Here is a 21,749-nt window from a genome sequence, read left to right on the forward strand (position 1 = left end):
GGTATTTCAAGTTTGAATTTTGGTTGGAACGGGAGTAGATTCAGCGACAATGAGTTCCACCAAAAAGCCCCAGCTTCACGAAGACTGGATCGATCCATACGCATTAAGAATTGTCAAAAACCTGCAAGATTCTGGTTTTGAAACCTATCTCGTTGGTGGATGCGTGCGCGATCTTATGGTCGGGATTCATCCGAAAGATTTCGACATCGCAACCAGCGCTCATCCAAATCAAGTTCGCAAAAAAGTTCCCAATGCTTACGTCATTGGTCGCAGATTCAAACTTGTTTTGGTCAAACGCGGTGATCAGCAATTCGAAGTCGCAACTTTCCGCCGCAACATCAGCGCGGAAGAGTTAGCCGCAACTCCTGAAGAGGACACGGTTGAAGGCGACAACTATTTCGGGACTGTGGAAGAGGACGCCAAGCGCCGCGACTTCACAGCAAACGCAGTGTTCTTCGATCCGGCAAATAACAAGCTGATCGATTTCTGTGGTGGTATTCAGGATATTGAAAACCGCGTCCTGCGCATGATTGGTGATCCAAAAGATCGCTTTATCGAGGACCCGATCCGTATTTTGCGTGCGATCCGCCTTTCTCATAAATTGCATTTCTCGATTGAATCCACCATGCGCCACGCGATTGCTGAATGTGCACCGGAATTGAAAAAATCCGTGCTGCCTCGCCGTCGTGAAGAGTGGCTGAAGTTCATGCGCCTGAACGAGCCGCACTTGGCCTTTATGGAGCTGTTTGATTTGCACATCCTGGAACAAATTCTTCCGGGCCTGCATTCTGTCTTTGTCGATCCGATCAAGATGGAAACTTTCGAACTTCACGTAGCGCGCATCAATCAGGTCGGTATCAACCGTCAGGATCCGTTGGAACTATTCGCAGGTTTCATGTTTGCATTCATGAAAGCCCAATACGGCGAAGGCCAATGGGAAAACGAAATCACGGACGATCCAAAACTGGCATATTTCATTCGCGAGGAAATGGGCATCTTCAAACAGGAAGCGGCCGTATTCTTTAAAGCTTTGCATTTGATGTCGGGACTTAAAAAAATCGACAACTACTCCCGCAAAGGCGAGCGTCGTCAGATGGCTTTCGTTAAAAATGAAGCCTTCGGTTTGGCGATGAAACTTTCCATGCTGGACTTCTCTTTAACAGCCGCAGAAATCCACTACTGGATGCAGCAGGTGGAGAAGTTCAATGGCGCGAAAGTGCCGCCAACTCACTAAAATTTTATACAGGATTTTTAACAGGAAGTGCTTTAACCAGCACTTCTTCCAGCATCGACACGTCGACGGGCTTACTTAAATAGCCGTCAAAGCCGGAACTCAGGCATTCACTTTCACCTTCAGAACTGGCTTGAGCAGTGATTGCGATAATTGGTTTCGTATATCCACGCCCGCGCAAAGCCTGAGTGGCTTCGTGCCCGGACATGACCGGCATTTTAATATCCATCAAAATCACATCATATCCGCTGTTCAAAGTGGCTTTTTCCAGGGCTTCCTGACCGCTTTCGCAAACTTCAACGACCGCCCCGTGACGGTTTAAATATCGGTGCATCAGGTTGCGCAGATCTTCAGAGTCATCCACAACCAGGATTCGGTAATCGCGCAAATACTCGCGCGCCTGACTTTGCAGACTTCTTTCCTGCACCAAGCGACCTGCCAAATGAGACTCAACAAGTTTCAAATCAGAAACAGAACCCAGCTCCACCGAGTATTCAAAGACGCTGCCCTTGCCTTCGACGGATTCAATCAGGCTTAGCTCACCACCTGATAAACGCGCCAAACGCTGTGACAACGCCAATCCCAAACCGGAACCCGCCACTTTTTGAACTTCAACGCCTTCACCACGCATGAAAGGCTGGAAAAGATTCTTCTGTGTTTGCGCATTCATCCCGATTCCGGAATCGGCAACGCGAATTCTTAAAGTCCCCTGATTGTTGGTATCAAATCCCAAAGACACGGTGACCTGAATATCCCCTTGCGGAGTGAACTTCACTGCATTCGAAAGCAGATTGATTAAAACCTGACGGAAGCGGACCGAGTCCATTTGAATTTCATCAGGCACTAACGTCAGGAAATTCAATTTCAACTGGTGACGACTGTCGATCACAGTGCGAATCACTGAAACAGCGTCTTCAATTTCCCGCACCGGGCTCATCGGAGCTTTTTGCAGGAAGAGCTTTTTACTTTCAATTTTTGAAAGATCCAAAAGATCATTCACCAAAGACGTCATGAACTTACCCTGTCTTTGGATCGAGTGAAGATCACGATAAACCGACGGCTCCAGGTTTGGATGGGCAATCAAAGCCTCGGCATACCCCAAAATTGCCGCAAGCGGTGTGCGAATTTCATGGCTGGCATTTGCCAGCAAAAAGGATTTCGCTTCATTGGCTGCTTCATGCAAGTCACGTTCGCGGCGCAGGGATTCCTGATGACGTTTGGTTGTCACGTCCCAGACGATGCCTGTCGTACGCAATACTTGTGATTCATCATCGCGCTCGATTTTTCCGCGAAACGCCAGGATGCGTGTACCGTTTTTTCCATTCATCAAACTGGTTTCAAAATCCAGTTCGCGGTTTTCGTTGAATTGCGCTCTTAGAATATCTTTAAGCAAAACCTGCTCAGGCAGCAGCGACAGATTTCCTTCACGGAAAATCATATCCTGCTGAATATCCCAGTCCCACGTCATTGCTTCAGATGAAGCCATCGCCATGCGCACGCGCTCTTCACTGCGCATAAGAATTTTATCCAGGCTGAACAAAGTGGACATGGACTGATTCAAGGTTCGACCCAGCGAGATCACCAGGCCGAAATAGATGATCATGATAAAGCCGACAAGATAAGCATGATCCTGGCCCGAGACGATGTAACCTGCGGCCCAGCCCACAATCGTGGGACCGACAAGACAGAACATTGCGGTGCGATTGGCAGCGTATAAAATCATGCCGCCCGCACTCATTACCGCAATCAACATGGCTGTTAAGATTTGCACACTGGTGCCGGCCCATGGAGCGACAAACCCCATCGAACCCCAGCAACAACCTGAAACCAATAGCATGCAGTACTTCGCGAACTTCCACGGAGTCAGTTGTTCGGGACGTTGAATCTTGGTCATGGCTTCGCGCCAGAAAGGCACGATTCCCAAACTGACGGCGGCGTAAACGTTGATTGTCAGAAACCAGAAAACCAGGAATTTGTGGGAGACAGTGCCCCAAGCGACGTACGTATAGAAATAAGCGGTGGTCAATACTGCCACCAACGCGGTGTAACTCTGCCCTAAAAGCAGATCTACTTTTCGAATTTCTAATTCGAGCAACTCGTTATTTTTCATATACGCACTAGTGTTCGAATTCTCCCACAGGGACATTAAATAAAACAGAGAAAGTCTGCACTTTCTCCGTTTTACATGTTCCATTTAAATTCTGTAATAAAGACTAAGCGGCCTCTCTCAAATCAAGCTGTTTTAGCAGCTCGCCCGAGATACGATCCAATGCCAAAATCTTATCAGCTGCACCCAGAGCCACAGCCGCGGCTGGCATACCATAAACCACGCAAGTTTCTTCGTTTTGAGCGACCGTAAAGGCCCCTGCGTTTTTCATTTCCAAAAGGCCCTCGGCACCGTCTTTACCCATGCCCGTTAAAACAACTCCCATGGCATTTTTACCCGCGTACTTAGCCACTGATTTCATTAGATAATCAGCTGCCGGGCGGACACTGTGCATTGGGGCGTTTTGATGAAGCTTGATATAATAAAAGGCACCACTTCGGGTGATTTCCATGTGGAAGTTTCCTGGTGCGATCAATACACGCCCCGGAACCACCTGGTCCCCCTCTTGAGCTTCTTTCACTTCAAAAGGGAACATGGCGTTCAAATTATCCGCAAAGGACTTGGTAAAACCCGGCGGCATATGCTGAACCACCACCGTTCCGGGAATATTCGCCGGCATCCCTGAAAGGAAGACCTTCAAGGCCTCGGTGCCCCCGGTACTGGAAGCCACCGCAATCATTTGATGGGTTGTTCTGGCCAAAGAGGTTCTGTCCACTTTTGTAACCTGCGCAGTAGGTGTCACCACTTTTGTTTTTGATTGAATACGTGCACGCGCAACCATACGAACCCTCTCGACGATTTCGCGTCCCAGAACTTCCAACGACTGTGATACGTCGATAGAAGGTTTTTCCATAATTTCAATGGCCCCGGCTTCAAGAGCCCGCAGGTAAGTTTCAGAACCGGTCTTAGCCAAGCTTGAAAAAATAATCGTGCGAGTCGGAAAGTGCTGCATGACTTTTTCCAGAAAGCTGATGCCATCCATACGTGGCATCTCCACATCCAAAGTCATTACGTCAGGCTTTAGCGCCACCAGTTTATCGCGCGCAATGTAGGGATCGGATGCGGTACCCACCACTTCGATATCCGTCGTTGAGGAAAAGATTTTTTCCAGCAACTTACGAATCACGGCCGAGTCATCAACTATGAGAACTTTAATCTTTTGACCCATATATCCCTCTATAGCTTCTGATAAACCGCGCGTGAAAGCGGCTTCAGTTGAGTGTGCTTGATATTACCTGATTCCGAATGACCCAGGATCAGATAGCCTCCTGGTGCCAGACACGAAGTCAGACTGTCGACGACTTTTTTGGTCGTTTCCTCGTCAAAGTAAATCAGCACGTTACGGCAAAAGATAACGTGAAACTTGTGCTGAAATTCGTACTTGGGACTCATCAAATTAAACGGAGCAAAGCGAATCATGTCGTGAATACTGTCTTTGGCTCTCCAATATTCAGTTTCGCCTTTTTTCATTCTATCAAAATATTTCAGACGTGTGGCAGGAGGAAGTCCCTGCATTTCACGCTCTTCGTAAGCTCCACTGGAGGCTTTCTTCAGAACCTGAAGATCGATGTCTGTAGCAAGCAAGCGGGCTTTCATACCCGTCACCTGCTGCATCACCTCTTGAGCTGTGATCGCGATTGTGTAGGGCTCTTGACCTGTGCTGGCCGCTGCACACCACATGCGAACATCCGCACCGAACTTTTTATAAAGTTCCGGCAGATGTTGCGCCAGGAAATCGAAGTGATTCGATTCGCGATAGAAAGAAGTCATGTTCGTCGTTAGCGCAGAAATAAATTCAGAAACAATCTGCTGATTTCCGTGCTCGACCATGTCCCAATACTGCTCGTAGGATTTCAAGCCATGGCGACGCAACAATTTGACAATACGATTGCGGATCAGGGCATGATTCTTTGGCGAAAATGGCAAATCCACTCCCGCAAGGTCATACATGCGCTTGGCAAACTTGGTAAACATCTTCTCTGTGAGCTGAATATCTTCAAACTCATAAAGCGCACTTGTCGGGTCAGTTTTTTTCAATGCGCTCATGCTGCCGCCATTTCAGAGGATTTGGAAACTGACTGCAGCAAAGCACCCGGCTCAAGGATAAGAACCGTGCGACCATCACCAAGAATTGCAGCACCTGCAATTTCCGGAATATCAAAACCAGTAACGATAGGTTTAACCACCACCTGAGCCTGACCCAGAACATCGTCAACCGGGAATGCCATTTGGCCGGTCACCGACTCGATCACCACCAGCATTGTTTCTTCGCGACGTGAACTCAAACTGTCTTTCTTCACGGATTCTGCACCCGTGATCGTTTGATTCAATGTGCCCAATGTGCGGGACACATCGATCACTGGCAATAGCAAGCCACGGATGTTTGCAACCTTGCCGGCATTGGAAATATTTGTGTAGTCCTTTGGCAGAACTCGTACGATTTCGCGGATGGAATGAATCGGCAAAATGTAACGGGAGCCATCCAAAGAAACGATGATACCGTCAGTGATCGCCGTGCTAAGCGGAATCGTCAGACGGAATGTCGTGCCCTGACCGGCTTTGGACATGATGTTGATCTTACCATTGATTTTATCAAGGTTGGATTTAACCACGTCCAAGCCCACACCACGACCGGAAAGATCTGAAATCTTATCAGCCGTTGAAAAGCCCGGATAGAAAATATACTGGAACACGGACTCATCAGGAATTGTTGATGGGTCCACACCTTTTGGAACGAAGCCTTTTTCAATGGCTTTGCTTAGAACTTTTTCGCGATTGATACCGCCACCATCATCGATGATCTCGATGATAACGTTACCACCATTTTGTTTTGCAGAGACCGTCACTTTCGCCACTGCAGGCTTGCCGCGCTCCTGACGAACTTCTTTCTTCTCCACACCGTGGTCCATGGAATTTCTGACCAAGTGAACCAAAGGGTCGCCCAATAGTTCAAAAACGGTTCTTTCAACCTCAGTCTCCTCGCCGATCAATTGCAGATCAACGGGTTTATCCAAAGTCAAAGACACGTCACGAACGATACGCTGAATTTTAATGAACATGGATTTCAGCGGAGTCATGCGAATGCTTAGAGTCTTTTCGTAAAGCTCGCGCACTGCCTTGTCCAACTGATCAACGATTGCTTCCAAACGAAGGTTTTCACCACTGCGCACGGTTTCGTCATGAACTAACTGATTTTTCAAAACCACCAGCTCACCAACTGCATCCAGAACTGAATCCACGCGTCCTGTATCCACTTTGATTGTGCTGTTTTGGTTTTTCGCCGGAGTTTTGGAACCGCCACCACCTGTGCCGCCACCCTCAGAGGAGGCCGGAGCTTTGGTTTCGGCAACCACTTTCAATTTTGGAGTTTCAACTACAGGCTCTGGAGACGCTGTAGCTGCTGGAGAAACCGACGGACCTGCTGCCACAACTGGTGCAACTGGAGCTGCCGCAACCGCTGGAGTTTCAACTTCCTGCGGAATTTCAATCGCTGCTGCTTCAAGTTCGTTAATCAGTTCCTGCTCTGCTTTTTCTGCAGCTTCTTTGGCTTCAAATTCAGCGCGGTCTTCCGGAGAAAGTTGTGACAACAACTCTGCTAGCAAGTCGTGATTGGTCACGTCTTCTGCTGGCTCTGGAATGACCATTTCAGGTTCTACAGGCAGTGCAGCTGCTGCATCAACGTGCTCGAAGAAATCATCAGGGATTGCGATTTTCTCTTCACTCGCTGCTTGAGCTGCCGGTGCTGCCGCTTTTGCTGCGGCCTCTGCTGCTTTCGTGTGAGAGGATTTTTTGCCGGAAAGGCCTTCTGTCACTTCCACCAATTGTTTTACCAACGCCGATGGATCCCAGGGACCATCCTGACCTTGTTGCAACAGTGAAATGCGGTTTTTCAATTCGTCGCCAGCTTGCAAAAGCAAAGAAATAACATTGGAATTTACCAGTTCCGGTTTCGAGCGAAGAAGATCCAAAAGGTCCTCTGCAACGTGGGCGAATTTGGAGAGTTCAGTAAGCCCTACTGCTGCAGCACCACCTTTTACCGAGTGGGCAACACGAAAAATATCTGTCAGATCCTTTGCAGGATCATCGCTGTTTTCTAACTTCATCATGGATTCTTCGTACTGTTCAAACATGAACAAGGACTCATTAAGAAAATCCATCTGCAGTTCTTCAAAGAATGCATTATCGTCGCTCATTATTTCTCTCCAATGGAAACATGGTAAATCTATTCGCTTGGATTATCGGCAACTTAGCACTTTTGCTATTCCGGCGAAGGTCCAGAGAAGGGCCCTGATTTAGGGTTTTAGTCATAGGGCCAGCGGCCGGATCAAACTGAGACGAAAACACGAATTAACAATAATTTTTAACAGGACCTTAAGTAGTTCCCCGATTTAGGCGAATAGTAGGGAGCTACTAAATTTGAAAGGCCATAACTATGAGTGAAATGTCTACGAAAGCAAAGGCTGGTCAGTATCTGACGTTCCAGTTGATGTCAGAGCAATATGGTGTTGCGATCGAAACTGTTCGCGAGATCAACCAGTTTGGTGAAATCACTCCGGTTCCACGCACGCCTGAATATGTTAAGGGTGTCATGAATTTGCGTGGAAAAATCATTCCAGTTGTTAACTTGCGTGTGAAATTTGGAATGGATGCACAAGATAAAACACGCGACACTTGCATCATCGTGATCGACACTGAAATCGGTCAAGTGGGCATGATCGTAGACTCAGTTAAGGAAGTTGTGGATTTGGAAGATAACCAAATCGAACCATCTCCGGTTCTGGGCAATCAAAGCTCCATGCACTTTGTGCGCGGTATGGGTAAAGTGGACAACAGAGTCGTTATCCTGGTGGATATCGTTGCTGCGTTCTCTTCAGATCAAATGGGCCAAATGGCCAATTTCGCTGAAGCTGCTTAATCGGCTTCGTTACAGTCTTAAAAATAAAAAAGGCACTGACTTATCAGTGCCTTTTTCTTTTGGATTTTGCGCAACAACGAAATTAGTCGTTGTAATCGTCACCCATGCAACGGTCTTGGATTTCCGCGTTGATACGAACCAAAGCGTTTGCCAATTGAGCTCTTTCGCTTTTTAGGAATGCAACTGCATCACCGTTACGAGCGTCTTTGATTTTCGCGTTAACATCAGCGATGCCTTCACGAACGCTAGCTTTTGCATCAGCCAATTGACCACAAGACAAGTTGTAGATGTCTGCATGAGCCTGAGAAGTAAGACCTACCAAAGCCAAAGCACAGATAATCGCTTTCATTCAATCTCCTAAGTATGTTGAGTTGTATATTCAGCGGGAAAGTACCGGACAACGGTGGAAAACTCCATTTTTTCAGAAGCAGAAGCACCCTTTTACAAAAAATACAGGGGTTTAGCGGGCCTTAATGCCCGTCAATCAGGCAAATAAGACGCCTCTTCGGAAAAAGTGGACTAAGTCCTACAACAACCCTGCCTGAACGATTTCGATCCAATAGTTGTCTGGATCCTTGATGAATGCGATGTTTTTCATCCCACCCTCACCCAGGCGTTTTTGAAAGTTCACGCCCAGTTTTTCAAAACGCTCACAAGCCGATTTAATATCCGGCACCGTTACACAAATATGGCCGAAACCGCGAGGCTCGGAATTGCCGTTGTGATAAGGAGTTGCTTCCTGCTCTTCAGTGCCCCAGTTGTGCGTTAGCTCCAGCACTGCTTCACGACCAAAAGTGTACTTCGCGTTCGCTTCATTTTCTGTCGGAACAGTTGTGCCCTCTGGAACGTAAGCCAGGAAAAACAACGAAAACTTCCACTCTGCAAAATCAAGTTTGCGCACAAGCTTCATGCCTAAGACACGAGTGTAAAAATCCAATGAGGCTTTGGGATCTTTCACTCGCAGCATGGTGTGATTGAAAACGTATTTTTTTGTTTCTGCGTCTGGGGTTTGGCACAGGCCAGGAATATTATCTGTCATGAGGATCTCCATGTGATAGTACAACGAATGCAAATACCTATAGCACAGATCAGCTAAATGTCATCCCAACTGTTCCAATTTACAGATTGAAAATACACACGTTTCCATTCCATTTTGTCTGGTGAACGAACTGTGTTGAGACTCACTTCACTTTCCCATCCTGTCTTCCGAAAATTGTGAGGAATAATATTTAAAGGGGGAAAAGATGTTCCTAAAACCATTCCTTGGAATTCTGCTGGCCACAAATTTGGCAAGCGCTGCAACTATTAAAGTCGACGACTCCGATAAGGGGTGGACCTGGTATCGCATCGGGTCTTACGCAGATGATGATGCCTATAAGCTGATTGCCCACGGCACTCACAATCGTAACGGTTATGGGCAATACACTTTCAATGGAACTGCTGTCGCCGTTTATGGTTGGCAAGGGCCGAATGGTGGGCAGCTTGAATTTATCGTGGATGGAGTCTCCCGCAAAACAGTCAGCGTTAGCAGCTCGGTCGAGCGCTACAACTACAAAATGTTTGAAATCTCAAACCTTCGAAAAGGCAATCATACGCTTCGTATAGTTTCTAAGAATACAAAATGGGTGATGATCGATTATCTGGTTATCGAAGACGGAGTTACGACAACTCCGACACCGACTCCTTCCCCATCTCCGACAGTGAGCCCATCACCTTCTCCGTCCCCGTCTCCGTCCCCGACGGTGACTCCAACACCGACAACGCCACCGAAAGATCCAACAAGATATACGGACGAGCGTGAATTGGTCGTTCGCACTATTGCGAACTTTTCTAAAGCCGACGATGTCGTGAAGTTTTTAGATATGGCCAAAAGAAACGGTTTTAATATCGTTTCTGTTTCTATTAAACAGGACGAAGATGAAAACGTTCCTTCAGGAACAGTTTTCTACAATAGTAAAATTGCGCCTGTTGCATCAGTTTACAAAACCTTTGACGTGATCGGTACGATCATAGCCGAAGCCGCCAAGCGCGGTATTCGTGTGAAAGCATGGATTCCCCAATTCCATGACCAGGTAGCCGCACGCAAAAATCCTGACTGGGCAATGAAAGCTTTGGTAAACGGAAAAATCGTTCCTTTCCAAGGTAGTGATCCAAACAGTCCAGAATATTTCGTAAATCCTATCAACCCGGAAGTTCAGGATTATCAAATCTCGATCATTCGCGAATTCCTTTCCATGTACAAAGTGGACTCGGTTGCGATCGACTGGTTGCGTTTTGATAACTGGAATATGGATATGAGCGATAGAACTCGCGCGGACTTCCAGGCGATCTATGGCTATGACCCCGCGACAATTAATTTTTCTCAAAACTCCACAAAAAGGACTCAGTGGAATGAGTACCGTATGCAAAAGGTCGCTGACTATGCAGGACGAGTAAGAGCTGCCGTGCAGGCCGTACAACCTGTACCATTGGGCTCTTATACCTTGCCACCAGAATTCATCGAATGTGCGCAAAGTGCGAAGCGACTGGCACAGCACTTGGATTTCTTCAGTCCAATGGCCTATTACGATGACTGGGGTTATCAGCTGAACTGGGTGTATGACAGTGTTATCTCTGACCTGGTTAAAGAAGTTGGAATTACTAAAAAAGTAATCCCAGCTTACAACTACTACTGGTCGATCAGTGAGTTTCAGCAGATCTATAAAACGCTGGAAACACGTTACCCTCAAATTCGAGGCGGTTCATTCTTCAAATATGGAAAATGGGCTGAGTCTGACATGAGCAGCGCGGATGCTGGAAGCAAGAAATAGATTTTAGATAGAACTAGAAAATGACCCACTCCCGGAATGGCAGCTGCCTTCCGGGATTTTTTATTTCGCATGCATCCAGATTGATAGTAGGCTGTTTCTTTTGATACAGGAACATAGATATGAACAAATTCGATCTGGTTAAACAAACTGAAAGTATGATTCAAGGACTTTACGATCCTCCTCGAGGAACTCGTCCTGGCGCAGTCGCAATGTGGAAAGATATTTCCTCTGGCGATGGTCACCCCAAACTGAAGTTGCATGAAGTTCGGTCTACCTCGGATTTTATGGAATTGTATGATCTTCGTTTAAGTTACGAAGCTTACTCTGAAGACTATTCCAAGGAAGCTCAGGAGTCTTTGGACTTTGCCCGTCACTGTCAGAACATACTTGATGCAAAATGGTATCTGCTTGAAGCAGCTCCGGAAGATTTTGTCGGTGAAATTGGGTTAATCCCGTTTGATTTCGGTGGAGTTAAAATCGGTCGCCTACAGAATGTCGAGATTCATCCTGATCAAAAGGGAAATGGCTTTGGCAATGAGCTATTGACTCTGGTGGAATTTGAAGCTCGCAAACTTGGTTTGCAGGCACTTTGCTTAAAGGCCCGCCCAGATGATTGGCCTGCGACGTGGTACAAGAAAAAAGGATTCGAAATAGTCGGCACTTGGTAGCCAAAAATCCCCCACCCGAATGGGCAGGGGATTTTTCTTACTTATGCATCTGCATTACTTGGCGTTGGAGGTTGTGGTGCAGGAGGTTTTGGACGTGGATGCGGTGGCTTCGGCCATGGCCATTTAAAGCCCCACTGGCATCTTTCCACTTTATTGTAGATCAATGAATGTGATGGACGAGCATCTTTTGTTCTGCCCATGTTGTTCACTCTCATACGGGAATTACTGATCAACTCAACTTCCTGATCCACCTTTGCTGGATTGAAGTAGTTAATGAAGCCAAAAGCTTTCACCACGTCTCCGCGAGGAGTCGCTACGTTTTCGTAGGAAGTAAACAGACCTTCTCTTTTTTGACAATTGAACGGACCGCATTTTCTATAGGAAGCAGCTTTGCTTTCATCAGCTGAGATCGCAATACAAGATCTGGATGCACGGTTTTCCCAAATTCCCGCAAAGCCATTACCTGGCAATACGCTATTTGCACAATCGCCATCCAAGTTTGCAGTTCTTAACCAAGGATCGAATTGTGGACCTGTGATTTTACCAGTAACGGCATCACCGCGACCAGCTCTGTTGAAGGCTTCATTGCGAGGACCAGAAGCGGCTCCCCACCAATTGCAAGTTGCACTGAAAGTCGCTGGAGTTGCGCCGCCTTCAACATAGAGACCTGCTGTTGCAGACCCAGTGATGTGATTGCGATTGACGTTGATCTCGCGATTCGTACCGCCGCCCATGTCTTGAACATAGACGCCGTATTTCGCGCCATCTTCCATTATGTTGCCTGTAACAATTACGCCAATGTTTCCGCCCCAAAGACCGATAGCAGTACTTTCTTTACCGCCCAAAGGTGCTCCCAGGTTTCTGATTGTATTGTTCGTTATGCGCACGTTGTGTGCATTAATTAGATAGATAGCACGTCCACCTTGCGAAAAGGTGTTATCGGCGATACGCAAATCTTCAACGGCCATGGCAGCACTGGAAATATTAATACCAATATCCGTGCTATTGTTATTAACAAATGAGTTACCGACGATTCTTACGTCCCTCATTTTTCCGCCGGCTGATTCATCTGTGTAAATTCCATAACCGTAGAAACTTGGATCACCGTTATTATTATTAGAAATCGTATTATTTACGATACTGGTGTTGACCCCGCCTAAATTGATACCCGTCGTATTATTCACAATTTCGTTATTGCGAAGAACTGTGCCGCTTACATTTGGCAAGATCCATACACCATAGCTGGTTGAGTCTCTGATAGTCAGATCTTCAAGATTCACATCATTTCCTGAGATCATAATACCCGTCGCCGTGCTGATAACAGCGCCACGGCCGCGAATAGTCAGGGATTTATCCACTGTTATCTGTTCAGTGACGGTGTACACCCCTGGATCCATTTCAATGGTATCACCCGGCGAAGCTGCTGCAATCGCATCATTCAAAACCGAACAATTTCCACCGCCGGAGCAAGGCTCGATATTAATCGTCGCCGCGAAAGCAGCACTGGAAAGTAAAAGTGTTGATAATAAAATAGGGACCTTCAGCATGATTTTTCTCCTGTTGTTGTCATGTTGCGAATCAGGAAATCATCATTGAGGCGGAAAATTATCGTCAATTTTACAAATAAACAGTTGTGTAATTACATTGGTTTGGCGAAAAAGATTTGAACTTTTTAATCAATGAAGCTTTGTTGCCGAGTTGAAGGCTGCACTTATAGAACATTTGCGGGAAGAGTCTTGATGCGTGAGCAGCAAAGTTTGGCGTCAAACACCGAACACGCGATCTATAACTCGCACAAACGGTTTTAAGAAAATCAAAAAGACGGTCACCAAACACACATTGAAAGCCAGATGAGCCATTGCGACCACCAGCGATTCGTTCGGAGCAAGCTCCAAAACCATTTGCGTGAAGGGACTCATGAACGGGTAAAGCAGCATGACACCCAAAATATTTATGATCGAGTTGCACCAAGCGGCTTTCTTAGCCGTGTGATTCATATTTAAGGTCGCATAAAGTCCGGTGATTGTCGTACCGATATTAGCCCCAAGAACCACGGGTATAGAAGCTTCCGGCGTCAGCATCCCCTGCTGGACGAAGATAATCGCAAGTCCCGTGACCACCGTGCTTGATTGCATAATCGCGGTTAATAGAATCCCCACCAAAATACCTTTAAAAGGTGTGTTGGTATAAAGCAGGAAATCTGCCAGGTATTGGGATTGTTTTAATGGCTGCAAGGAATCGCTGATTAGATCCAAACTAAAAAATATAAAGCCAAAATAAAAGAGGGCTTTACCGAACATTTTCATTCTCCATGGGAGAAGTCCAATGACAGCCCCAAGCACAATGAAAAACGGACCAATACCTGTGAGTTTAAAGGACACCATCCAGGCCGTCAGCGTCGTCCCTACGTAGGAGCCCAGCATGATTGCGATCGCTCCCTGGAACGTCAGAACTCCACCATCGATTAAAGAAACCGCAAGCGTTGAAACGGCGGTGCTGGATTGAATGACGGCAGTAGAAACTAAACCAACAAAAAAGGAAGTCATACGATTCGCTGTCAGCTTACGCATCACCGCTTCGAGTTTATCCCCGGCTGATTGTTTAAGTTCAGCACTGAAAGCGCTTAATCCATAAAGAAACAAAATGATTGCGCTGAGAATAGAAAAAAGAACTTGTTGATGCTGAAGAATCTGCTGCATGTCGATGAATATACTGAGTTAAACGAATGAGGACAAGGTATTGGCTGTTTTCTCAGACCGTTTAATATCTATTTATCAAACTTTAGTGTGCGAGTTTTCCACGGCCCGATCCACGTAACCTGGGCTTCGGGTGCATTTTTTAACAAGTTCTCGCCTTCAACCCAGCCGTCATTGTTCAACTCCTGCCAGCGTTTGCCAGCTGAGTTTTGAATCTTGTAAGCGTATCGGCATTTGTTCTTGTTACAGACTTTACGATATCCAACAATCGCCACAGCGTGAATTCCGGGCTTTTCGGTATCGCAATCCTCAATACAAATACCCTCTAAGATAGCTGGCTGTTTCGTCTCCAGAATAGAAACGATTTTTTCATTCATTTCTTTTGTCGTAGGCCGTTTTTCAACATTGGGAAACTGAAATGTCTCAGTGCTACGACCTGCATATTTAATTCCGTTATCTTTATCACCGCATTTTTTAGGATAAAGAAGAGTGTTAAGGGCTTCGTCGAAAGTTTCTTTACCGAAGGCAGTTAATAAGCGGGCTTGGTTTACCCGATCAACATTTACTGGATCATCTTCAAGTGCCAGGTTCGTAGAGACATTGTCTAGTGCTCTTGCATACACATCGGAGGCACACTGAGCACAACCCTCTTTCTTGGCTTTTTTATAAGCTAAGTAGTGTTCTTTAAAATCCAACCAAACCTGTTGTTGAGCTCGTGTGGCACCACCGCCCTCAGATTTAATAACATCTTTAGACATAATTTTCTCGAGGGAAACACACTCTTCTGAGGGAAGGCGATACATTCCGCGTGTGATACGATTTAAAACTATTGCGGGGGTTCCACCTTCTTCAAGCTTTTCAAAACTGTCATCAAGCTTAGCGAAACTATTCGGATCGTTGTCTGACCCATACCTTGCAATTCCCAATTGAGATATCAATTCCGAATCCGGCTGTTTCTTGCAATCCACATTCTTCCACTTGCATTGTTCGAAATTTATAAGCGTGGCTGCCGCAGATGCGTAGCAGATCCCCAAGGTATCTTGTGAAATTACATTCGGAATAAACTTTTCATCGGGATTCTTGGACTTATCCATTGGGGGATAGCCTTTTGCCGGCGTGGCCCAATCGGACTCTTTAGCAAACGCGGTAAGGCTTAGAAGAAGTAAAAGGATAGATACAACAAGCTTCATTCAAATATTAGAAAACGAAAATAAATTTATTACTAGTGCTTTCTAAGTTCCTCGCCAAGAACCTTCACTAATTCGGCGGCTTTCATTTCACGAATTTGGGAAACTCCTGTACCAGCCCACAAAGATATGAAGTCAGGGCTGCTATTATCTGCACTGGCCTTGCGTAAATCACGGCTGAAAACATTTTGTGCTGGGAAAGGTAAGATGGCATCCGGGTGCTCTTGCATCTCGCTCATAAAGCGATTCTTGATTCCGCGGGCAATTCTGCCTGAAAACGCGCGTGTGAGCTCCGTATCACTACCTCGAGACTTCGCCAATTGTTCACGATAAGGACGCGACGTACCGGCTTCCTCGCATAGCAGGAAAGCTGTTCCCATTTGAACGGCATCGGCACCGGCCTCCAAGGCTTTTGCAATGTCGGCTCCATTCATCAAGCCGCCAGCTGCGATCAATGGAACTTGGATTTTTGCAGCACATTGCTGAATCAAATCCATTGTTCCTATACCGGGTTCTGAAGCGTTAATATCAAAAATACCACGATGACCGCCCGCTTCAGTTCCTTGCAAAACAATAGCGTCAACGTGAGCGGCCTCCAGCTGTTGAGCTTCTGCTAGAGTCGTGGCAGTACCGATCACGTAAATACCTGCAGAGCGGGCCTGATCGATATGTTCTTGCGGTAAAAGACCGAAAGTAAAGCTAAGCACGGCAGGCTTAAGTTTCATCACCGTTGTAAACTGTTCGTTATAGTTTTCAGAAAAAGGTGGAATAACCTGAGGATCGGAAAGAGCAAACTGCTGACGATATGGCCGAGTTTGCTTCAGAGCTTTTGTTATCTGTGCATCTGAGAGAATCGGATCCACCGAAGGCGCAAAAAGATTGATAGCGAAGGGTTTGTTCGTAAGTTGTCTAATGGCTGCAGTTTGTTTTTCAATTTCTGTGGGCTTTAAATAAGGCGCCGCCAAGGAACCCAAGCCCCCAACATTGCAAACTTCCGCGACCAATTTCGGAGTGGTCGGACCGCCAGCCATAGGCGCCAGAATCAATGGAAGGTTTGAGGCGAAAAACTGTGACAACGAGCTGCTACGATTTCTCATACAGTGGTTATAGCATTTTCAAAATCAAACTCAACCTGATCAGAACGAACGTATTGGATCTAATAGGCTAAATTATAAATAACGGCTCACAATTGGTGTGCACGTCTGTGCATGAAAAAAAAGCCACTCGCGTAGAAACACCTGGAATCCTATGCTATTAAACACGATCTTATGCTTAAGTTATCCTATAGAGAACTGTTAAAAGAAGAGCTTGCCAAGCGGATTGCTAGCAATAGTAACTACTCACTTAGAGCCATGGCATTGCAGCTTAAAATCTCAGCCTCTATGCTTTCAGCGATCCTTAATGGAAAACGCAATCTTTCGCCAAAAAGTGCCCTTGATATCTCTAAGGCGTTAAAATTCGATAAAAAGAAAACAGAATACTTTGTCACTTTGGTGCAATTCGAAGGTGCCAAAACTGATGATGCCAGATCTTTTCTGCAGGAAAAAATCATGGCCCTGACGCCGCGAAGTCAGGATCAGCAACTGGACGTTGATATCTTCAATATGATCGCCGAGTGGTACCACGTTCCTATCTTACAGATGACTCACACCACTCAGCCTGATCTTAGCGACGAGGCGATTGCAAAACATCTGGGAATTACCAAAGCGAAAGTCACGAAAGCCCTGGAGCGCCTTCGTCGTCTGGAACTTCTTAAGCAGGATGAAAATGGTGTTTGGCGCGCCAGCAAAAGCACGATCGTCACCTCATCACCTATTCCCAATAAAGCGCTTCGCCACTTTCACTCGCAGATGCTGGGCAAGGCGATTACTTCCCTTGAAACTCAAGGCAACCACGAGAAATTCGTGGGCTCCGAAACGTTTGCTTTTAATGAAACTGATCTGCAAAAAGCCAATGACATTCTGGAAGAGTGCTTTGCAAAAATTGTCCGCCTGGCCGGCAACCAAAAAGATAAAAAGAACGTGTACCACCTTGGAATTCAATTGTTCCGTATCAACGAGGTTCAATCATGAAATACATCTTATTCTTCGTTCTAACCTTGACTGGATTTGTTTCTTTCGCAGCCGACGATACATCCTTTGGAACCCGTGGTGGAGGCAACGGATCTGCGGCTGAATTTCATGAACTGGCTGACGATCTTTTCGAAAATCTAATTCCAGAAAGCCCGTTTTTCTACCTGGGGCAGCCGATTGACCTTGTGGCTTTGAAAGAAATGTTCAAATCTACAGTAATCACAGTGGTTGACACTGGGTTAAGGCTTAATGGCAGCATCGTAGATGTTATTAACTACCCCCAGGAAAATCGTCTGGAGCTTAATTCCCGCACCTGGACTTTTCTTGCGAAAGACAAAAGACGCCAGATCGTTCTTCACGAGCTTCTTGGTTTAGCGAGCATACCGGATCCTGGTTATGCAGTTTCTAAAGCATTATTTAAAAGAGATCAAAAGATCCGTTCTTTGAAGTACAACGAAAGCTGTACTGAAGCGAGATACGTGACAGGAATGGATGCATTCACGATGTATTTTCTGATGCAAAACAGAAACGACAAAAGTATTTCCCCTACTTCAGTGGAAAACCTGCAGTGCTCCTCGGAGCCATGGAAAAAAGCCACAACCTGCAAAAGCCAATTTCCAAATCCTATTGATTCAAATGCTGAGAGTGAAGTTTTGTTGTCACTCCTTAGAAAACTAGGAGTTGAAATGACGAGCCCGAATGGAATAGCGGAAATCTATTTCATCAAAAGCCTGGTTTGCATTCCATCCGATTACCTGTACCAGTGCATTGTTATTGCTAAGTGGCAGAACGGCTGCGCAAACTCCGCTTTCTAAATCTTCAAATTCGTCATGGCGCCAACACTGGCGTCACGTAGCTGGTTGCGGCTCCCATTCCTAGGGAGCCCATGCCGTTAGTCCCCCAGCACTGTAAAGTCCCTGTAGCGCCAACAATAGCGCATGCATGATTGGATCCCGGGCTGATTGCTGCAAACGAGATTCCACTTTGAACAACAGTTGGCGAATTTCTGGTGACCGTGTCACCCAAGCCCAATTGTCCGTTCCCGTTGTTACCCCAACATTTCAGCACACCCGTCGTCGCAATAAGACCGCAACTGAACGTGCCTTTCACATTAATACCTGAATACAAATCCGTGTCCGCCACCAATGCAGGCGTGGTTACAGTCGTCAAAGTTCCAGCACCCAATTGACCTGAGGTTCCCGTACCCCAGCACTTCACCCGACCTGTCGTCAGTATTCCGCAGGCATGATTCGCACTGCCGCTGCTGACGCTGACCGCTTGATAGCTAACTCCGGTATCAATAACTGTAGGCAACGTCACTGAGGTTGTAGTAAAAGCCTTGCCCCAACATTTCAAAACACCTGTCGTTTTCACGATTGCACAAGTTGAGCGATAACCCGCACTCACGGCACTGTAGGCGGCTGCATCTAACTTTTCCGGCAAGACGTACTTCGCAGTACCGGAAGATTTTCCGACGGCTGAATAACTGTTCTGGCCCCAGCATTTAAGCTCGCCCGTTGTTTTCACAATTCCACAGGTATGATTATCACCCACAGAAATGGTTTCATAAGCAACACCAACATCAACGTTCAATGCGACGTTTGAAGAAGTAGGTGTAGCTCCCACTCCCAACTGTCCATAGGAGTTATTTCCCCAGCATCTTAGTGCATCTGTATCTTTAACGATGCCGCAGGCATGACCGGAGGAAACCGAAATTTTTCTATAACGGACGTTGCCATCGACGGCTATTGGCGCCGTTCTGCTTAAGGCCCCGATTCCATCCCCCATAGCATTGGTCGATGAGCCCCAGCACTTAACAACTCCGGTCCCTTTCACGATGCCACAATTGAAAAGGGAATCTGAAGCAATTGATTCATAGCTCTCACCAAGATCAGTCACAACCGGAGTCAGCTGAATAGGATATCCGCCGCTCGTGGAAGTACCATCACCAATCTGTCCGTAACCATTATCCCCCCAACAACGAATTTCGCCGGAGGTTTTAATGATTCCACATCCGAAACTGCTTAAAGCTAAACTTTCAAAAGCCGTGTTTGTCTTCAAGGGTACTGGGCTTACGCCGTAGGCTTTAGAGCCGTCAGGATAACGAGTTACATTCTGGCCCCAGCACTTCCATTGGTCTGAGCTCTGCACTTTCGCGCAGGAAAAATAGTCCCCGGTTACGATCTTCTCGTAACTTACTCCGATATCAATAACCGTGGGCTTTATATTACTGCTAGAGTAAGTTCCGTCCCCACCCTGCGATCCATTGTATCCCCAGCATTTCAGCGCACCCGTTGTTAGAATGCCACAAGCATGATCGGAACCCGCAGCAACGGCTTTATATGCCTTACCACTGTCTGCAATCGTCGGAGTCAGGACGTATGAGGTACTGCTATCAAGACCGGAATGACCATAGTAATTGGCGCCCCAGCATTTCAGCGCTCCACTTGCCTTTACAGTTCCACAGTTAAAGTACCAACCTGCCGTGATGTTCTCGTAAGCAACACCAGTGTCAATGGCAACAGGGCCTTTAGATTCGGTATAGTTTCCTCTTCCCAATTGGCCATAGGAATTTTGCCCCCAACATTTTACCTCTTCGGTGTCCTTCAGAATTCCGCAGGTATGAGCGTAACCGATAACAACTTTTTTATAGGGAACCGTGTCGACATCAACAGGCACAGTGGATCTATAGATATCAACTCCCTGACCTAACTGACCCGAGCCACCATAACCCCAGCACTTTAACTTACCTGTGCCTTTAACAATGGCACAGGTTGCATCTCCACCCGCAGCTACGGATTCATAAGCAACACCTGCATCCACCACCACCGACTTTTTACGATCGGTGGTTGTGTTATCACCCAGTTGTCCGTCGGAGTTTTTTCCCCAACAACGGAGCTCGCCACTGTTTTTTACAATTGCACATGCGTGATACTGACTGATAGCAACTTGAGCATAGCTATCGTCGCTTGTGTCAGAGCCTTTAATTGTACGACGAGCTACTTGTTCAAGAACCGCAACTGACTTTCCAGACGCGGTAACAGCACCCTGCAATGCTACGTTTATGAATTTGCTTTTACCGTCTCCGGAACCATAAGTCTCATATGAAATGGTGGCACTTCTTTGTCCTGCGGGAATTGTCACCTGACCGCGTGCCAGATTGTGTTGAGCAGTCGTTACTGCGCTGGGAGCATAGTCGATGACCAGATCCTCCGACAGCGCATCACTCAATGTTATCTCCAAGGATTGCGGGCTTGTACCTGCACTGTACTCTAATACCACTGAAGGATATTTCCAGGAAACCAGGCGCTTGTTATTCAGGGTCACTGATACCGCCGTATTAGCGATCGTTCCGGTTCCATAATCATTCTTACCCGAACCTTTCGGTAGCGACATAGTCACTGTGCCGCTGGATTTTTCACAATTCGTTAAAGAGATGAATCGTGAAAGCGGATCATTGTGAACCTCTGCAACTGCGACGTTGCAGCCTTGGGTATCGCCACTTAAAACTACATCCGAAGATTTTAGAGGAATCTCTGTAACACCAGCAAAAGTGGCCTTCCAAAAATGACTTAACGGAGCGATGTCGTTGTAAACCTGTAAACTTGAAGGTGCTGTAAATACCTGAGTGGGAACCGCACTGCTAACCATGGCTTGATCATCGGATGCAGGAGCCTCTGCAAGATTTCCCTGGGAATCAATTGCTGTATTTGCGGCAACATCAATACCCACCGTTCCGTCACCAGAACATCCGGTCACAGTCACAGTACGAGTCGATCCAGAACCACCCAGAGTCATGGTACATCCAGAGGTATCACTGCCTTTAAGAGTGACGTGGCTGTCTTTCAAATCAATCGAGCGAGTTCCCGAATACTTCAATGTCCAGACGAAATTAGATTCTGAATTCCCTTTTGCAGGAGTGGGTCCTTCAAGCTCAAGTTTCACCGGGCCCACGTCAATTTCGGTACTGGAAGATGAATGATCCAATAATTCCAAACTCAACGTGCACGAGCAAAGCAATAGAGATAGGGCGATACATACCATTACGTTCATGACAGATTGA

General features: G+C 46.5%; 17 protein-coding genes. 6 read left to right on the top strand and 11 right to left on the bottom strand.

Annotation, left to right across the window (positions count from 1 at the left end):
* Positions 1–49: 49 nt before the first annotated feature.
* Positions 50–1,234, top strand: coding sequence for a poly(A) polymerase (locus ACLWNV_RS16020; RefSeq protein ID WP_413585446.1), 1,185 nt, complete (start codon positions 50–52; stop codon positions 1,232–1,234).
* A 4-nt stretch (positions 1,235–1,238) separates the two neighbouring features.
* Here the strand turns inward: ACLWNV_RS16020 and ACLWNV_RS16025 are convergent, their stop codons facing one another.
* The 4 genes from ACLWNV_RS16025 to ACLWNV_RS16040 form a co-directional block, all read right to left on the bottom strand.
* The gene (locus ACLWNV_RS16025; RefSeq protein ID WP_413585447.1) at positions 1,239–3,266 is read right to left on the bottom strand and encodes a response regulator; all 2,028 of its coding nucleotides are present in this window, start codon (positions 3,264–3,266) and stop codon (positions 1,239–1,241) included.
* Positions 3,267–3,444: 178 nt separating this feature from the next.
* Complete coding sequence (locus tag ACLWNV_RS16030; RefSeq protein ID WP_413585448.1) at positions 3,445–4,506, bottom strand: protein-glutamate methylesterase/protein-glutamine glutaminase; 1,062 nt, start codon at positions 4,504–4,506, stop codon at positions 3,445–3,447.
* Between the two features lie 8 nt (positions 4,507–4,514).
* Positions 4,515–5,384 carry a CheR family methyltransferase gene (locus tag ACLWNV_RS16035; RefSeq protein ID WP_413585449.1) on the bottom strand — a complete coding sequence of 290 codons (870 nt, stop codon included), beginning with the start codon at positions 5,382–5,384 and terminating at the stop codon, positions 4,515–4,517.
* On the bottom strand, positions 5,381–7,531 hold the full coding sequence (locus ACLWNV_RS16040) for a chemotaxis protein CheA (RefSeq protein ID WP_413585450.1): 2,151 nt from the start codon (positions 7,529–7,531) through the stop codon (positions 5,381–5,383). The genes ACLWNV_RS16035 and ACLWNV_RS16040 overlap by 4 nt, the downstream gene beginning before the upstream one ends.
* A 248-nt stretch (positions 7,532–7,779) precedes the next feature.
* On the opposite strand from ACLWNV_RS16040, the gene ACLWNV_RS16045 reads away from it, so the two are divergent.
* Positions 7,780–8,253, top strand: coding sequence for a chemotaxis protein CheW (locus ACLWNV_RS16045; protein ID WP_413585451.1), 474 nt, complete (start codon positions 7,780–7,782; stop codon positions 8,251–8,253).
* A gap of 82 nt (positions 8,254–8,335) precedes the next feature.
* On the opposite strand, the gene ACLWNV_RS16050 is transcribed toward ACLWNV_RS16045, so the two are convergent.
* Complete coding sequence (locus ACLWNV_RS16050) at positions 8,336–8,602, bottom strand: hypothetical protein (RefSeq protein ID WP_413585452.1); 267 nt, start codon at positions 8,600–8,602, stop codon at positions 8,336–8,338.
* Positions 8,603–8,779: 177 nt separating this feature from the next.
* On the bottom strand, positions 8,780–9,304 hold the full coding sequence (gloA, locus tag ACLWNV_RS16055; protein WP_413585453.1) for a lactoylglutathione lyase: 525 nt from the start codon (positions 9,302–9,304) through the stop codon (positions 8,780–8,782).
* Between the two features lie 193 nt (positions 9,305–9,497).
* Here gloA and ACLWNV_RS16060 point away from each other — a divergent pair, with 193 nt between their 5' ends.
* Entirely contained in the window at positions 9,498–11,063 is a 1,566-nt protein-coding gene (locus ACLWNV_RS16060; protein ID WP_413585454.1) for a putative glycoside hydrolase, read from the top strand.
* 119 nt (positions 11,064–11,182) lie between these two features.
* Positions 11,183–11,731 carry a GNAT family N-acetyltransferase gene (locus ACLWNV_RS16065; protein ID WP_413585455.1) on the top strand — a complete coding sequence of 183 codons (549 nt, stop codon included), beginning with the start codon at positions 11,183–11,185 and terminating at the stop codon, positions 11,729–11,731.
* 41 nt (positions 11,732–11,772) lie between these two features.
* On the opposite strand, the gene ACLWNV_RS16070 is transcribed toward ACLWNV_RS16065, so the two are convergent.
* The 4 genes from ACLWNV_RS16070 to ACLWNV_RS16085 form a co-directional block, all read right to left on the bottom strand.
* Positions 11,773–13,278, bottom strand: coding sequence for a nitrous oxide reductase family maturation protein NosD (locus ACLWNV_RS16070; RefSeq protein WP_413585456.1), 1,506 nt, complete (start codon positions 13,276–13,278; stop codon positions 11,773–11,775).
* 216 nt (positions 13,279–13,494) lie between these two features.
* The gene (locus tag ACLWNV_RS16075) at positions 13,495–14,430 is read right to left on the bottom strand and encodes a Na/Pi cotransporter family protein (protein ID WP_413585457.1); all 936 of its coding nucleotides are present in this window, start codon (positions 14,428–14,430) and stop codon (positions 13,495–13,497) included.
* A gap of 68 nt (positions 14,431–14,498) precedes the next feature.
* Positions 14,499–15,617 (bottom strand): hypothetical protein, encoded by a 1,119-nt coding sequence (locus ACLWNV_RS16080; protein WP_413585458.1) that lies wholly within the window; start codon positions 15,615–15,617, stop codon positions 14,499–14,501.
* A 32-nt stretch (positions 15,618–15,649) separates the two neighbouring features.
* A complete protein-coding gene (locus tag ACLWNV_RS16085) occupies positions 15,650–16,711 on the bottom strand; it encodes an NAD(P)H-dependent flavin oxidoreductase (protein WP_413585459.1) in 1,062 nt (353 codons plus the stop codon).
* 171 nt (positions 16,712–16,882) lie between these two features.
* Here ACLWNV_RS16085 and ACLWNV_RS16090 point away from each other — a divergent pair, with 171 nt between their 5' ends.
* Both ACLWNV_RS16090 and ACLWNV_RS16095 read left to right on the top strand, forming a co-directional pair.
* Positions 16,883–17,686 (top strand): TIGR02147 family protein, encoded by an 804-nt coding sequence (locus tag ACLWNV_RS16090; RefSeq protein WP_413585460.1) that lies wholly within the window; start codon positions 16,883–16,885, stop codon positions 17,684–17,686.
* Positions 17,683–18,501 (top strand): hypothetical protein, encoded by an 819-nt coding sequence (locus ACLWNV_RS16095; RefSeq protein ID WP_413585461.1) that lies wholly within the window; start codon positions 17,683–17,685, stop codon positions 18,499–18,501. Before ACLWNV_RS16090 ends, ACLWNV_RS16095 begins: the two co-directional genes overlap by 4 nt.
* A gap of 13 nt (positions 18,502–18,514) precedes the next feature.
* Here ACLWNV_RS16095 and ACLWNV_RS16100 read toward each other — a convergent pair whose 3' ends face one another.
* On the bottom strand, positions 18,515–21,739 hold the full coding sequence (locus tag ACLWNV_RS16100) for an RCC1 domain-containing protein (RefSeq protein WP_413585462.1): 3,225 nt from the start codon (positions 21,737–21,739) through the stop codon (positions 18,515–18,517).
* Positions 21,740–21,749 lie beyond the last annotated feature (10 nt).

The sequence above is a fragment of the Bdellovibrio sp. HCB274 genome, assembly GCF_047306075.1.
In the GTDB taxonomy this organism is placed as follows: Bacteria; Bdellovibrionota; Bdellovibrionia; order Bdellovibrionales; family Bdellovibrionaceae; genus Bdellovibrio.

Coding starts and splice junctions, on each gene's coding strand:
- ACLWNV_RS16045 (WP_413585451.1), top strand. CDS start 7,780: ATGTCTACGAAAGCAAAGGCTGGTCAGTATCTGACGTTCCAGTTGATG.
- ACLWNV_RS16075 (WP_413585457.1), bottom strand. CDS start 14,430: ATGCAGCAGATTCTTCAGCATCAACAAGTTCTTTTTTCTATTCTCAGC.
- ACLWNV_RS16050 (WP_413585452.1), bottom strand. CDS start 8,602: ATGAAAGCGATTATCTGTGCTTTGGCTTTGGTAGGTCTTACTTCTCAG.
- ACLWNV_RS16095 (WP_413585461.1), top strand. CDS start 17,683: ATGAAATACATCTTATTCTTCGTTCTAACCTTGACTGGATTTGTTTCT.
- ACLWNV_RS16080 (WP_413585458.1), bottom strand. CDS start 15,617: ATGAAGCTTGTTGTATCTATCCTTTTACTTCTTCTAAGCCTTACCGCG.
- ACLWNV_RS16030 (WP_413585448.1), bottom strand. CDS start 4,506: ATGGGTCAAAAGATTAAAGTTCTCATAGTTGATGACTCGGCCGTGATT.
- gloA (WP_413585453.1), bottom strand. CDS start 9,304: ATGGAGATCCTCATGACAGATAATATTCCTGGCCTGTGCCAAACCCCA.
- ACLWNV_RS16100 (WP_413585462.1), bottom strand. CDS start 21,739: ATGAACGTAATGGTATGTATCGCCCTATCTCTATTGCTTTGCTCGTGC.
- ACLWNV_RS16065 (WP_413585455.1), top strand. CDS start 11,183: ATGAACAAATTCGATCTGGTTAAACAAACTGAAAGTATGATTCAAGGA.
- ACLWNV_RS16040 (WP_413585450.1), bottom strand. CDS start 7,531: ATGAGCGACGATAATGCATTCTTTGAAGAACTGCAGATGGATTTTCTT.
- ACLWNV_RS16020 (WP_413585446.1), top strand. CDS start 50: ATGAGTTCCACCAAAAAGCCCCAGCTTCACGAAGACTGGATCGATCCA.
- ACLWNV_RS16060 (WP_413585454.1), top strand. CDS start 9,498: ATGTTCCTAAAACCATTCCTTGGAATTCTGCTGGCCACAAATTTGGCA.
- ACLWNV_RS16035 (WP_413585449.1), bottom strand. CDS start 5,384: ATGAGCGCATTGAAAAAAACTGACCCGACAAGTGCGCTTTATGAGTTT.
- ACLWNV_RS16070 (WP_413585456.1), bottom strand. CDS start 13,278: ATGCTGAAGGTCCCTATTTTATTATCAACACTTTTACTTTCCAGTGCT.
- ACLWNV_RS16085 (WP_413585459.1), bottom strand. CDS start 16,711: ATGAGAAATCGTAGCAGCTCGTTGTCACAGTTTTTCGCCTCAAACCTT.
- ACLWNV_RS16090 (WP_413585460.1), top strand. CDS start 16,883: ATGCTTAAGTTATCCTATAGAGAACTGTTAAAAGAAGAGCTTGCCAAG.